Annotated in this window: 13 protein-coding genes and 2 pseudogenes; 12 read left to right on the top strand and 3 right to left on the bottom strand. The window is 68.7% G+C overall.

The features are described 5' to 3' along the window. Position 1 precedes the first annotated feature (1 nt). The 4 genes from CLG85_RS17120 to CLG85_RS17135 all read left to right on the top strand — a co-directional run bounded on the left by CLG85_RS17120 (position 2) and on the right by CLG85_RS17135 (position 3956). Positions 2 to 1000 carry an aldo/keto reductase gene (locus CLG85_RS17120; RefSeq protein ID WP_095883072.1) on the top strand — a complete coding sequence of 333 codons (999 nt, stop codon included), beginning with the start codon at positions 2 to 4 and terminating at the stop codon, positions 998 to 1000. Positions 1001 to 1051: 51 nt separating this feature from the next. Further along, positions 1052 to 1705, top strand: a complete 654-nt coding sequence (locus CLG85_RS17125) for a histidine phosphatase family protein (RefSeq protein WP_095883073.1) — start codon at positions 1052 to 1054, stop codon at positions 1703 to 1705. Between the two features lie 65 nt (positions 1706 to 1770). Then, positions 1771 to 2832, top strand: coding sequence for a saccharopine dehydrogenase (locus CLG85_RS17130; protein ID WP_095883074.1), 1062 nt, complete (start codon positions 1771 to 1773; stop codon positions 2830 to 2832). Continuing rightward, complete coding sequence (locus CLG85_RS17135; RefSeq protein WP_095883075.1) at positions 2829 to 3956, top strand: saccharopine dehydrogenase C-terminal domain-containing protein; 1128 nt, start codon at positions 2829 to 2831, stop codon at positions 3954 to 3956. Before CLG85_RS17130 ends, CLG85_RS17135 begins: the two co-directional genes overlap by 4 nt. 82 nt (positions 3957 to 4038) lie before the next feature. Here the strand turns inward: CLG85_RS17135 and CLG85_RS17140 are convergent, their stop codons facing one another. The 3 genes from CLG85_RS17140 to CLG85_RS17150 form a co-directional block, all read right to left on the bottom strand. Further along, complete coding sequence (locus CLG85_RS17140) at positions 4039 to 4596, bottom strand: CYTH domain-containing protein (RefSeq protein ID WP_260349702.1); 558 nt, start codon at positions 4594 to 4596, stop codon at positions 4039 to 4041. A gap of 141 nt (positions 4597 to 4737) precedes the next feature. Beyond that, a complete protein-coding gene (locus CLG85_RS17145; RefSeq protein WP_095883077.1) occupies positions 4738 to 5400 on the bottom strand; it encodes a DsbA family protein in 663 nt (220 codons plus the stop codon). An 85-nt stretch (positions 5401 to 5485) separates the two neighbouring features. Continuing rightward, a complete protein-coding gene (locus CLG85_RS17150; protein ID WP_095883078.1) occupies positions 5486 to 5995 on the bottom strand; it encodes a DUF721 domain-containing protein in 510 nt (169 codons plus the stop codon). An 86-nt stretch (positions 5996 to 6081) separates the two neighbouring features. Between CLG85_RS17150 and mutY the strand changes: the two genes are divergently transcribed. The 8 genes and pseudogenes from mutY to CLG85_RS17190 form a co-directional block, all read left to right on the top strand. Continuing rightward, the gene (gene mutY / locus CLG85_RS17155) at positions 6082 to 7137 is read left to right on the top strand and encodes an A/G-specific adenine glycosylase (protein WP_224845610.1); all 1056 of its coding nucleotides are present in this window, start codon (positions 6082 to 6084) and stop codon (positions 7135 to 7137) included. 123 nt (positions 7138 to 7260) lie between these two features. Continuing rightward, a complete protein-coding gene (locus tag CLG85_RS17160; protein WP_095884361.1) occupies positions 7261 to 8403 on the top strand; it encodes an alkane 1-monooxygenase in 1143 nt (380 codons plus the stop codon). 133 nt (positions 8404 to 8536) lie between these two features. Next, positions 8537 to 8941: a cytidine deaminase gene (locus CLG85_RS17165; protein ID WP_512699375.1), complete on the top strand. Its 405-nt coding sequence runs from the start codon at positions 8537 to 8539 to the stop codon at positions 8939 to 8941. Beyond that, positions 8941 to 10232: pseudogene (locus CLG85_RS17170) on the top strand (thymidine phosphorylase). Before CLG85_RS17165 ends, CLG85_RS17170 begins: the two are co-directional and overlap by 1 nt. After that, the gene (locus CLG85_RS17175) at positions 10232 to 11437 is read left to right on the top strand and encodes a phosphopentomutase (RefSeq protein WP_375796934.1); all 1206 of its coding nucleotides are present in this window, start codon (positions 10232 to 10234) and stop codon (positions 11435 to 11437) included. The pseudogene CLG85_RS17170 and the gene CLG85_RS17175 overlap by 1 nt, the downstream one beginning before the upstream one ends. Then, positions 11434 to 12456 carry an adenosine deaminase gene (locus tag CLG85_RS17180; protein ID WP_095884187.1) on the top strand — a complete coding sequence of 341 codons (1023 nt, stop codon included), beginning with the start codon at positions 11434 to 11436 and terminating at the stop codon, positions 12454 to 12456. The genes CLG85_RS17175 and CLG85_RS17180 overlap by 4 nt, the downstream gene beginning before the upstream one ends. Beyond that, positions 12453 to 13082 (top strand): uracil phosphoribosyltransferase, encoded by a 630-nt coding sequence (gene upp / locus CLG85_RS17185; protein ID WP_095884186.1) that lies wholly within the window; start codon positions 12453 to 12455, stop codon positions 13080 to 13082. Before CLG85_RS17180 ends, upp begins: the two co-directional genes overlap by 4 nt. A gap of 70 nt (positions 13083 to 13152) precedes the next feature. Then, a pseudogene (locus CLG85_RS17190) lies at positions 13153 to 13603 on the top strand (SPOR domain-containing protein); the annotation flags it as partial.

The raw sequence follows: 13603 nt of genomic DNA on the forward strand, positions 1-13603 counted from the left end.
CATGAAGACTGTCCGCATGGGCCCCGGTGGCCCCGAGGTTCCCGCCTTCGGCATCGGCGCCATGTCCTTTGCCGAGTTCTACGGACCGACCACCGAGGCGAACTCCTACGCGGTGCTCGATGCCGCCGTCGAGGCCGGGGTGGTGCATATCGACACCTCTAACGTCTACGGCATGGGGCGCTCGGAAAAGGCGATCGGGGCCTGGCTGAAGGCCAACCCCGGCGCCCGCGAGACGCTGCATATCGCCACCAAGGCCGGGATCACCAAGGACGCGGCCGGCAACCGCTGCTACGACAACTCGTCCGAGCACCTCGAGGGCGAGCTCGACGGCTCGCTCTCGCGGATGGGGATCGAGCAGGTGGATCTCTTCTACGTGCACCGGCGCGAGCAGGCGCGGCCCATCGAAGAGGTGACCGAGACGCTCGCCGGGCTGGTGAAAAAGGGCAAGATCAAGAGCTTCGGCTTTTCCGAGATCGCACCGGCCTCGCTGCGGCGAGCGGCGGCGGTGCATCCGGTGGCCGCGGTGCAGTCGGAATATTCGCTGGCCACGCGCTTCGCCGAGCTTGGGCTGGTCCAGGCCTGCAAGGAGCTGGGCACGGCGCTGGTCGCCTTCTCGCCGGTGGGCCGCTCGCTGCTGACCGACAGCCCGATCGGGGCCGAAGTGATCGCCGCCAACCCCTTCCTCGCGACCAATCCGCGGTTCAGCGAGCCGAACCTCTTGGCGAACCTCGGGATCACCGAAAACTTCCGCGCGCTGGCCGCCGAGATGGGCCTGCCCGCGGCGGGGCTCGCGATCGCCTGGCTGCTGAGCCGCGGCGATCACGTGATCCCGATCCCGGGCACACGCTCGGTGGCGCATCTCAGGGAGCTGCTGAGCGGGCTCAGCGCCACTCTGACCGAGAGTGACCTCGCGCGGATCGAGGAGGTGCTCCCGGTCGGCTGGGCGCATGGAGACCGCTACTCGCCGGCGCAGCGGGTCGGGCCCGAGTACTTCTGCTGACAGAGGTCGGGGCCTCAGCCCCGGTGCATAGGAAAAAGGAAAGGGGCGGGCATGTCACATGTCACCCTCGTGCGGCACGGGCAGGCCAACACCCATGCCAAGGACGAGATCAGCTATGACCGGTTGAGCGATCTGGGCCGCCAGCAGGCGCGCTGGCTCGGCGAGCACATGCGCGGCACCGGCGATGTCTTTGCCCGCGCCTATTGCGGCACGCTGCAGCGCCACCGCGAAACCGCTGCAGAGATGGCGATCGGGCTCGAGGTGGTGCAGGACGCGCGGCTCAACGAGCTCGAGTATTTCACCATGGCGCAGCTTCTCGACCAGCAGCACGGCATTGCCCTGCCACCGGACCGCGAGGGCTTCATCCGTCACCTGCCGACGCTGTTCACCTACTGGCGCGAGGGCCGCCTCGAGGGCGCGCCCGAGAGCTTCGAGCACTTCGAGGGCCGGGTGCGCGAGGTGCTGGACGAAATCGCCGCGGGCGAGGGGCGGGCCGTGGTGGTGACCTCGGGCGGGCTCATCGGCATGGCGATGCGGGTGACCATGGGGCTCGAAATGCAGGCATTGGCACATGCCTGCCTCGCCATCGAGAACACCTCGCTGCACCGCTTCCAGCCACTCGCGACCGGGCTCTGCCTGACGCTGTTCAACGCGGTGCCGCACCTCGAAGCGGCGGAACGGTCACTGGCGCGCACCCATCTCTGACCGCCGGGTTTCCCCTGCGGCTGCCTTCCGGTAGCAAGGCGGGGACTTTGGCTGTGGAGAGACGGATGACACATCTCTGGGTGCGCGCGGAGCAGCGGCAGAACGAGGACCGGGTGGGGGTGACCCCCGAAGGGGTGAAGGCGCTGGTCGCCGCGGGGCTGCGGGTCACCGTCGAGGAAAGCCGCGCCCGGGTCATCGGCATCGAGGGCTACCGCGCCGCGGGCGCCGAGATCGCCCCCGAGAACAGCTGGCCCGAGGCGCCCGCCGATGCGATCATCTTCGGTCTCAAGGAGCTGCCCGAGAATGGCACGCCCCTGCGCCACCGTCACATCATGTTCGGCCATGCCTTCAAGGGCCAGCCCGCCGGGCAGCTGCTGCTGAAGCGGTTCGTCGAAGGCGGCGGGGCGCTCTACGATCTGGAATATCTCGTCGGCGAGGACGGGCGGCGCGTTGCGGCCTTTGGCTACTGGGCGGGCTACGCCGGGGCGGCGGTGACACTGCTGGCCTATGCGGCACAGAAGCAGGGCGGCATCTGCGCGCCGGTCTCGGTCTGGCCGAATGCGGACGCGATGGAGGATGCCGTCGGCGATGCGCTCGACGCGGCGGGCGGGGCGCGCCCCAAGGCGCTGGTCATCGGCGCGCTGGGGCGGGTCGGCACCGGGGCGTCGGACCTCTGCCGCAAGCTCGGCGTCGAGGTGACCGGCTGGGACATGGCCGAGACCGCCCATGGCGGGCCTTTCCCCGAGGTGCTCGAGCACGAAATCTTCTTCAACTGCATCCTCGCCCATCCCGGCACGCCGGTCTTCGTGCCGGCCTCGGCGACCACCGACCCGCGCAAGCTGCGCGCCATCGGTGACATTGCCTGCGACCCCGACAGTGACTTCTCGCCGGTGAAGGTCTATGACCACGTGACCGACTGGCAGGCCCCCGCGTTGCGGGTTCACGAGGAGCCGCCGCTCGACGTCATGGCGATCGACAACCTCCCCTCGCTGCTCCCGCGGGAGAGCTCGGAGGATTTCGCCGCGCAACTGCTGCCGCATCTGCTGACCCTGCCCGCGCTGGACGCGGGCGTCTGGGGCCGGGCGGCGGCGACCTACGACAGATACCTCAAGGAGGACCTTGCATGATTCATTGGTGCGGAACGGGGCTTTCGTCCATCCCGGGGCTGCGACGCCTGATCGAAGCCGGCCACGACGTGATGGTATGGAACCGGACCGAAACCAAGGCCCGCGAGGCGGTGGGCGACATCACCAATCGCATCCTTGCCTTCGCCCCCGAGGCGGTGGAATCCGCGGTGCAGGAAGGCGACGTGATCGTCTCGATGCTGCCCGGCGACTGGCACGTGATGCTGGCCGAGATCGCGATCAAGAAGAAGGCGCATTTCGTGTCGTCCTCCTACATCTCGCCGGAGATGCGCGGGCTGGATGCCAAGGCGAAAGAGGCCGGTGTGGCGCTGGTCAACGAGGTCGGGCTCGACCCGGGGATCGATCACCTGATGGCGCATGATCTGGTCGCGGCCTACCGCGCATCCGATGCCTTCGATCCCGAGAACGAAATCAGCTTCCTGAGCTATTGCGGCGGCGTGCCGAAGGAGGCCAACGCCTTCCGCTACAAGTTCTCCTGGGCACCGGTCGGTGTGCTGAAGGCGCTGCGCTCGCCCTCGCGCTCGATCCGCCATTTCGAGGAGCTGAACGTGCAGCGTCCCTGGGACGCGCTGACCCGCTACGACGCGCCGCTCGATCCGCCCGAGAGCTTCGAGGTCTACCCCAACCGCGACTCGCTGCCCTTCATCGAGCAGTACGAGTTCGGGCAGGACTGGAAGGTGAAGGACTTCGTGCGCGGCACGCTGCGCCTCAACGGCTGGTCCGAGGCGTGGAAGGATGTCTTCGCCGAGGTCGAGACGGCGGACGATGCGCGGCTGGCGCAAATGGCCTCCGAGCTGCTGGCCGAGAACAAGTACGAAGAGGGCGAGCCCGACCGGGTCGTGCTCTGCGTCACGCTCAAGGCCGAGAAGGCGGGCGAGACTGTCTGGCACAAGACCTGGGTGATGGATGCCTGGGGCGATGCCCGCGGCTCTGCGATGGCGCGGCTGGTGTCGATGCCGGTGTCCTGGGCGATCGAGGCGGTGCTGAACCGCGAGATCACGCCGGGGGTTTCGGCAGCACCGTCGGATCCCAAGCTGGTGACGCGCTGGCTGGGCGGGGTCGAAAGCCTTGCGCAGCGGATGATGCGCGTCGACGAGGCAGGCTGAACTTGATGACATGCTGGCGGGGCGAGGGCCTCGCCAGTACGGTCATGGGTTTGGAGCCCGGTGCTGGGCACGGTTGCGCCGCTCAGGCGGCGGTCGTGCCGATCAACGCCTTGCGCGCGGCGACCATGTTCACCTTGCGGTAGTCCTGCACCCCGGTGACCTCGCGGCCGACCCAGGCGGGCAGCGGCAGCGGCGTGTCGAGCGACGGCAGTTCGACCTCGGCGATGGTGATGCCCGACAGCAGCCCCTCGTAGACATCCACGGTCCAGACCAGCGCGCCCGCGGGCACGTGGTGGCGGGTCTTCTCGACCAGGTCGCCGCAATGGGCGGCGAGCATCTCCTCGGCGTCCTGCGCCGGGATCGGGTATTCGAATTCGTCGCGCGAGAGCCCCTCGCGCTTGCCCTTGATGCAGAGCGTCGCGCGCCCGTCGTAGAAGCGCACCCGCACCTTGCGGCCGTCCTCGGAGGCGATCAGCCCGTCGCGCAGGCGCTCGCTCTGCGCCACGTGAGCCCGCCAACTGTCGTCGGCCACGAGAAACTTCCGTTCGATTTCCTTGGCCAATCCGGCACCGCTTTCGATGAATTTCTGGGCAGTTTGCGTGCGCACCAGCTTTAGCCGGGCGCGGGGGGGAAACGCCATGGGCAGAAATGCCGCGTCGGGGAAATCTGGCGCATTTCCGATCTGCGCGATCCGGGAGGCTTCTGGCCCGGAACGAGGCCCCGCAGCGCCACGAAAAAGGCGCGCCCCGAGGGACGCGCCTTTCGCAGGTTCGGGCTGCGCCTACTGCGCCGCTTCGTAGTGCTCGTCGAGCACCTTGGCGAATTCGTCGTAGGACATGTTCGAGTAGGACTTGCCGTCGATGAGGAAGGAGGGCGTCGCGGTGATCTTGTCGCGGGTCGCGTTCTCCTGGTACCAGCCGACGAGGGCCTTGAGCTTGGCGCTGTCGTTCATGCAGGCGTCGAGCTGGTCCTTGCCGATGCCGGCCATCAGGCCGATCTTGCGCAGGCCGTCGGCGATGCCCTGATCGGAGCCCGCCTTCACCCAATCGCCCTGGGTCTTGTAGATCATGTCCGAAATGCCGAAGAACTTCTCGGGCGAGCAGCGCGCGACCATGGCGGCCCACATGCCGTACTTGTCGAAGTAGACGTCGCGGTAGACCAGCTTCACCTTGCCGGTCTTGATGTAGTTCTCGTCGATCTGCGGCAGCACCTCGTTGGAGAAGCGCGCGCAATGCGGGCAGGTGAAGGAGGCGTATTCGATGATCTCGACGGGGGCGTTGACGTCGCCCTTCACCATCTCGACGATCTCGGGTGCGGTTTCCGAGGTGGTTTCGGCGGCGCTGGCCTCGCTGCTCGCCTCCTGCGCGCTGACCGCGCCGGGCAGGGCGACGCCGCCGAGGGCGACTGCGGCCGCGAGCGCGGCGACGGGAAGAATGCGGGTCATGTAAGGTCCTCTTGTGGTTGCCTTGCCTGCGGCACGGGGCCGCGTTTCTGCCTGCGGCGTTTCTGCCACGTGTTTCTGCGCGGCGCTATTGCCGCGATTTCGAGATAACGTTGCCGGCGAGGCGCTCGAGCGCGGCGCGCAGCCCGTCATCGTGGATGTCTCCGGCCACCTTGTGCGCCTCGGCCTTGATCTCGGGCGAGGGCTCGGGCTTCTCGGCCTTCGGTGCGTGGCCGAAGGCAACGCGTCCCTCGGCGAAGCCGCTCGATGCGGTCTGGGTGATGCGGATACGCGCGATGGCGTTGTAGCCGTAGACCGCGTTGACCTTTTCGCGCAGCTGTTCCTTCTGCATCTCGAGGAGCGGCGCCATGGCGCCGGTGGTGAGCAGCGTCAGCGTGGCGCCAAGCCCCTGCTGGCGCGCGTAGCTGACCTCGACCGGGCGGGCCATGGCGGCGACGTCGGCGCCGACGATCTCGTCCCAATGGGTGAGCAGGCGCGACTGCGCGAAGCCGCGGCTCTCGCTGGCCTTGCGGATCTGCGCGTTCAGCAGGCCCGAGGTTTTTGCGAACCCGTATGTTGAGGTGTTGCGCCGTGCCATCTTGAATCCCTCTCTGCGGACCTATTCTAGTGACCCCGCATCCGCATGCCAGCAGGGAATCGCTTTTGTCGTCGATGATCAAGGGAATGTCAGCCACGCGTGACACGGCGCAGGCCGCAGATCTGCTCACCTGGTACGATCGCCACGCGCGCGAGCTGCCGTGGCGCGTCAGCCCGGCGGCGCGGGCGGCGGGGGTGAGACCCGATCCCTACCGCGTCTGGATGTCGGAGATCATGCTGCAGCAGACCACCGTCGCGGCGGTGAAGAGCTATTTCGAGGCCTTCACCACGCGCTGGCCGACGGTCTCGGACCTTGCCGCCGCCGAGGATGCCGACGTCATGGCCGCCTGGGCGGGGCTCGGCTACTACGCCCGCGCCCGGAACCTGCTGAAATGCGCGCGGGCGGTGGCCGATGAGCACGGCGGGGTGTTCCCGCAGACGCTCGACGGCCTGCGCGCCTTGCCCGGGATCGGCCCCTATACGGCGGCGGCGGTGGCGGCGATCGCCTTCGACCTGCCCGAGACGGTGGTGGACGGCAACGTCGAGCGGGTCATGGCGCGGCTGCACGACGAGCATCTGCCGCTGCCGCAGTCGAAACCCGTGCTGACCGACTATGCCGCAGCGCTGACGCCGCAGGAGCGGCCCGGAGACTATGCGCAGGCGGTGATGGATCTTGGTGCCACGATCTGCACCCCACGCAACCCGGCCTGCGGCCTCTGTCCCTGGCGCAGCGCCTGCGCCGCCTGGGATCGCGGCACGCAGGCCGAGCTGCCGAAGAAGGCGCCGAAGAAACGCAAGCCGACGCGCCACGGCATCGCCTACCTGGTGAAGCGGGTGGACGGGGCCTGGCTGCTGGAGCGGCGGCCCGACAGCGGGCTGCTGGGCGGGATGCTGGGCTGGCCGGGCTCGGAGTGGTCCGAGGAGGCCCCGGCCGATGCGCCGCCGATCCGGGCGGAGTGGAAGACGCTCAACGCCGAGGCCCGCCACACCTTCACCCATTTCCACCTGCGCCTGACGGTGAAGACCGCGCTGGTGCCGATGGAGCGCACCCCCGCGCGCGGCGCGTTCGTCGAGGCCGAGGTCTTCGACGCCGGCGACCTGCCGACGGTCATGCGCAAGGCCTTTGCCCTGACGTCGCCCTGAGCCGGGCCGACACGCCGCATTGACCGGCACCGCCCCGCGCGACAAGCTGTCCGCCAGAGGCCCCGGCCCGCGCCAGCGGTGACAACGGGACCCTGCGTAGGCGTAACGATGGAAACAGGGGCAATGATCTCTTCGACGAAGCTGGCGCGCTGGACGGCTGCGGCGCCCTTCTGGCTGGTCTACCTGCTGCCCGTGCTGGTCTGGATCGGCGCCCTCAACGGCGGGCTCTGGGTGATCCTGCCGCCGCTGGCCACCTGGTATCTCTTCTCGGCGCTGGACGCGGCGTTGGGGCTGCACACCGAGAATGCCGATCCGCAGACCGAGGAGCGCGCGCTCTTCTGGTACCGCGCCGGGGTGATGCTCTGGACGCCGGTGCAGTTCGTCACCTTGTTTGCGCTGATCTGGTATGTGTCGGGCAACGCGGCGCTCTCGGGGTGGGAGAAATTCGGCATCTTCTTCGGCACCGGGGTGATGACCGGCACGGTTGGGATCGTCTATTCCCACGAGCTCCTGCACCAGCGCAACAACCTCGAGCGGCGGCTCGGGGACTGGCTGCTGGCGATGGTGCTCTATTCGCATTTCCGTTCGGAGCACCTGCTGGTGCATCACCTCTGGGTCGGCACGCCGCGCGACCCGGTCACCGCGCGCTACAACGAGGGGTTCCACCGCTACTATCCCCGCGTGCTGCGCGAATGCCCGGTCTCGGCGTTTCGCGCTGAGAAGAGGCTGCTGGCCCGTCGCGGGCTGCCCTGGTGGCACCGGCGCAACCCGTTCTGGCTCTACCTGCTGCTGCAGGTGGCGATGCTGGCGCTGGCTGTCGCGCTGGGCGGCTGGGGCGGGCTTGCCTTGTTCCTTGTGCAGGCCGGGGTGGCGATCTGGCAACTCGAGCTGACCAATTACGTTGAGCACTACGCTCTGACCCGGAAGTACCTCGGCGAGGGGCGCTACGAACACGTCAAGCCGCACCATTCGTGGAACTCGGCCCATACGGCCACCAACTGGCTGCTGATCAACCTGCAGCGGCATTCCGACCACCACTACAAGCCCGACCGGCGCTTCCCGCTCTTGCAGACCTACGCCGAGAGCGAGGCGCCGCAGCTTCCCTACGGCTATCCGGTGATGACCATGGCGGCCATGGTGCCGCCGGTCTGGCGGCGGGTGATGAACCCGAAGGTGAAGGCCTGGAGGCGGACCTGGTACCCGGAAATCGAGGACTGGTCGGACTACAACAAGGCGCGCACGCCATTGCCGAAGGGCTCGGCCTGAGGCCGGTGTCGCGCCGCCGGGGGTTTCATGCCCCCGGACCCCCGCGGGATATTTCCGCCTAGAAGAACGGCCGGCGCGGGCGCGGGGATTGCATTCGGCCTGTGCGCTCAGCAACATGGGCCAAGCAAGGTCAATGAGGTGCGCCATGTCGCTCGAGAAAGCCGCCCGCGCGGTGCGTGAAAACGCTTACGTCCCCTATTCGAAGTTCAAGGTGGGGGCGGCGCTGCTGGCACCCTCGGGGACCGTCTATGCCGGCTGCAACGTCGAGAACGTGGCCTATCCCGAGGGCACCTGCGCCGAGGCCGGGGCGATCGCGGCCATGGTCGCGGCGGGAGAGACCGAGTTCCTCGAGGCCTATGTCGTCGCCGATTGCGAGCACCCGCTGCCGCCCTGCGGCGGCTGCCGGCAGAAGCTCGCGGAGTTCGGCAAGTCCCATGCCAAGGTGACGCTCGCGACCACCGACGGGGCGACGCTGGAGACCACCGTCGGCGAGCTGCTGCCCGGCGCCTTCGGTGCGGGGCACATGGACCGCGTCTGATGGACGCGCGCACGGTCATCGCCGCGCTGCGGCGGGGGGGAGACGCCTTCGGACGAGGGGCTGCGCTGGTTCGCCAAAGGGCTTGCCGATGGCACGGTGACCTCGGCGCAGGCCGGGGCCTTTGCCATGGGGGTCTGCCTGCGCGGTCTGCCCGAAGAGGCACGGGCGGTGCTGACGCTGGCCATGCGCGACAGCGGCCACGTGCTGCATTGGGATCTGCCGGGACCGGTGCTCGACAAGCATTCGACCGGCGGCGTGGGGGATTGCGTGAGCCTCGTGCTGGCGCCGATGCTGGCCGCCTGTGGGGTCTACGTGCCGATGATCTCGGGGCGCGGGCTCGGCCATACCGGCGGCACGCTCGACAAGCTCGAGGCGATCCCGGGCTATGTCACCGATCCTTCGGAGGACCGGCTGCGTACGGTCATGCGGGAGGCGGGCTGTGCCATCGTCTCGGCCTCGGAGGGGATCGCCCCGGCGGACAAGCGGCTCTATGCCATCCGCGACGTGACCGCGACGGTGGAGTCGCTCGATCTCATCACCGCCTCTATCCTGTCGAAGAAGCTGGCGGCGGGGCTGTGGGGGCTGGTGCTGGATGTGAAGGTGGGATCAGGGGCGTTCATGAAGACCGCGGAGGAGGCGCGTTCGCTGGCGCGTTCGCTGGTCGGCACCGCCAAGGCCGCGGGCTGCCCGACAACGGCGCTGGTCACCGACATGGACCAGCCGCTCGCCGATGCGCTTGGCAATGCGCTGGAAGTGCGCTCTTCGATGGGGGTGCTGACCGGGGGGGGCTGGCGGGCCGCTGCTGGAGCTCTCCGTGGCGCTGGGTGCCGAGCTTCTGGCGGGGGCCGGGATCGGCGACGGCGCGGCGAAGCTGCGGGGCAGCATCACCAGCGGCGCGGCGGCGGAGCGGTTCGGGCGCATGGTGCACGGACTCGGCGGGCCGGCGGATTTTGTCGAACGCTGGCAGCAGATGCTGCCGCAGGCGCCGGTGGTGATCGACGTGCCCGCCCCCAGGGCGGGGCACGTGGCCGCCATGGACGGCGAGGCGCTGGGGCTGGCGGTGGTGCGGCTCGGCGGTGGGCGCGAGGTCGAGAGCGATCCGGTTGACCCTGCCGTCGGCCTGTCCCATGTGGTGCGGCTCGGGCAAAGGCTCGAGGCGGGAGAGCCGCTGGCGCGGGTCCATGCGGCAAGCGCGGACGACGCGCAGGCTGCGGCGCGGGCGGTCACGGCGGCGGTCCAGATCGGCGAGCCGCCGGATGTCGGCCCTCTGGTGCGGGAAAGGATCGCCTGATGCGGGCATTTCTGGTGGTGATGGATTCGGTGGGCATCGGCGGCGCGCCGGATGCGGCCTCCTATTTCAACGCCGGCGTGCCGGACACCGGGGCGAACACTCTGGCGCATATCGCGCAGGCCTGTGCCGAGGGGCGGGCCGAGGAAGGGCGCAACGGGCCGCTGCACCTGCCGGTCCTGGATGCGCTGGGGCTCGGCGCGGCCACGCGGCTGGCCAGCGGCGAGGCGGTGCCGGGGCTCGGGGCGGAACCCTCAGGCCTCTGGGGCGCGGCCTCGGAAAGCTCCAAGGGCAAGGATACGCCCTCGGGGCATTGGGAACTGGCGGGGTTGCCGGTGCCCTGGGACTGGCATTATTTTCCGGTCGCGCAGCCGGTCTTTCCGGCAGAGCTGCTCGCGAAGGTCTGCGAGATTGCCGGGGTGGACGGCACGCTCGGCAACTGCCACGGCTCGGGCACGGTGATGCTGGACCAGTTCGGCCCGGAGCACCAGCGCAGCGGAAAGCCGATCTGCTACACCTCCGCCGACAGCGTCTTCCAGATCGCCGCGCATGAGGAGAGCTTCGGACTGGAGCGACTGCTGGACCTCTGCGAGAAGATCGCCCCCACCCTGCATGCGATGAAGGTGGGCAGGGTGATCGCGCGGCCCTTCCTCGGGGAGCCCGGCAGTTACAGGCGCACCAGCAATCGCCACGACTACGCGATCATGCCGCCGGAGCCGATCCTCACCAACTGGGTGCAGGACGCCGGGCGCCGCGTCTACGCCATCGGCAAGATCGGCGACATCTTCTCGATGCAGGGCATCGACGAGGTCCGCAAGGGCGACGATGCCACGCTCATGCGCCACCTGTCCGATCTCGTGGACAGCGCCGCGGACGGCGCGCTCACCTTTGCCAATTTCGTCGAGTTCGACAGCCTCTACGGACACCGGCGCGACGTCTCGGGCTACGCGCGGGCTCTGGAGTGGTTCGATGCTGAACTTGGCCGCCTGCTGCCGCGCCTGCGCGAGGGCGACCTGCTGCTGATCACCGCCGATCATGGCAATGACCCGACGTGGACCGGCACCGACCACACCCGCGAACGGGTTCCGGTGCTTGTGCACGGGCGCGGGGCGGGGCAGATCGGGCAGATCGCATTCGCCGATGTGGCGGCAAGTATCGCGGCGCACCTGGGGGTGCCCGCGCAAGGACCGGGAAGGAGCTTCCTTTGAGAGACCCCAGAGACCACGACGAGGAAAGCCTGCACCGGATCAAGGGCTTGCCCAAGGTCGAGCTGCATCTGCACATCGAGGGCGCGGCCCCGCCGGCCTTCATCCGCGGGCTGGCGCAGGAGAAGAAAGTGCGGCTCGACGGCGTCTTCGCCGAGGATGGTTCCTACGTCTACCGCGACTTCGTGCATTTCCTCGAGGTCTACGAGGCCGCGACCTCGGTGCTGAAATCGCCCGAGGATTACGCCCGGCTGACCACCGCGGTGCTCGAGGAATGCGCCGGCAGCGGCGTGATCTACGCGGAGACCTTCATCTCGCCCGATTTCTGCGGCGGCGGTGATCTCGGGGCGTGGCGCGAGTACCTGCACGCGATGCAGGACGCCGCGGACAAGGCCGAGCGCGACATGGGCATCACCCTGCGCGGTATCGTCACCTGCGTGCGCCACTTCGGCCCCGAGAAGGCCAGGGCCGCGGCGCTTTGCGCGGCCGAGACCGCGGGAGACTGGATTTGCGGCTTCGGCATGGGCGGCGACGAGAACCGCGGCGAGCAGCGCGACTTTGCCTACAGCTTCGACATGGCGCGCGAGGCCGGGCTGCGGCTGACCACCCACGCCGGCGAATGGCGCGGGGCCGCCGAGGTGCGCCGGGCGATCGAGGATCTCGGCGTCGAGCGCATCGGCCACGGCGTGCGCGCCATCGAGGATCCGGCGCTGGTTGATCTCATCGCCGAGCGCGGCATCACCCTCGAGGTCTGCCCGGGCTCGAACGTGCGGCTCGGCGTCTACCCCTCGCTGGCCGCGCATCCGATCCAGAAGCTGCGCGATCGCGGCGCCCGGGTCACCGTGTCCACGGATGACCCTCCGTTCTTCCATTCCACCATGATGCAGGAGTACGAAAACCTTGCACGCACCTTCGGATGGGAAGAAGAGGACTTCATCGAGATTTCCAAGACCTCCGCAGATGCGGCCTTCTGCTCGGCCGACACGCGCGAGGCGCTGCTGAAAAGACTGGAGAGCGCATGAAACACCTGACCGTCGTCGAACACCCGCTGGTGCAGCACAAACTCACCCTGATGCGCGAGAAGGACACGTCCACCGCGTCCTTCCGCAAGCTGCTGCGCGAGATTTCCCTGCTGCTGGCCTATGAGGTCACCCGCGAGCTGCCCGTCACCACCAAGCAGATCGAGACCCCGCTCTGCGCCATGGAGGCCCCGACCATCGAGGGCAAGAAGCTGGCGCTGGTGTCCATCCTGCGCGCCGGCAACGGTCTTCTCGACGGCATCCTCGAGCTGATCCCCGCCGCCCGCGTGGGCTTCGTCGGCCTCTACCGCGACGAGGAGACGCTGGAGCCGGTGCAATATTACTTCAAGGTGCCGAAGAACCTCGAGGACCGCACGGTGATCGCCGTCGATCCGATGCTCGCCACCGGCAATTCCTCGGTCGCGGCGATCGATCTGCTGAAGCAGGCCGGCGCCAAGAACATCATCTTCCTGTGCCTGCTGGCCTCGCCCGAGGGCGTCAAGCGCATGGAAGAGGCACACCCCGACGTGCCGATCATCACCGCCTCGCTCGACGAGAAGCTGAATGAAAAAGGCTATATCGTTCCGGGACTAGGGGATGCGGGCGACCGCATGTTCGGCACAAAATAAGCCCCCTCAACGCTTTACAGCTGCGCAGCCGTCATGCAATGCTGGCCGCGCAGCTTCCCGGGGGGGCGACATGCGTATCAAGGTTTCGGCAAGTTCCGCCATTCTCACACTCGGCACGGCGATCGGCTCCGCTCTCATCGGTGCCCCCGTGCTGGCTCAGCGGATCGACACAATCAGCACTCCGGCCGAAGTGCCCCCGGCCAGCTATACCGCCGCGCAATATGTCGATAGCCGCGGCTGCGTCTTCGTCCGCGCCGGATTCGATGACGCGGTGATCTGGGTGCCGCGGGTCAGCCGCGCCGGCGAGCCGGTCTGCGGCTACGCGCCGAGCCTCTCGGGCCAGAGCCGCACGGCCGTGGCCGAGGCACCCGCCGCCAAGTCCGCCCCGGTGATCGAGCCCACGCCTGCGCCCGCGCCCAAGCCGGTGCAGGCCGCCGCCGCACCCAGCCCGGCCCCAACCCGCAGTCCCAGCCAGCCGATGACCACCGTGGCCTCGAAGCCCGCAACCGTGGTCAAGGCCC

Source organism: Alloyangia mangrovi (genome assembly GCF_002300555.2).
GTDB classification, from domain to species: domain Bacteria; phylum Pseudomonadota; class Alphaproteobacteria; order Rhodobacterales; family Rhodobacteraceae; genus Salipiger; species Salipiger mangrovi.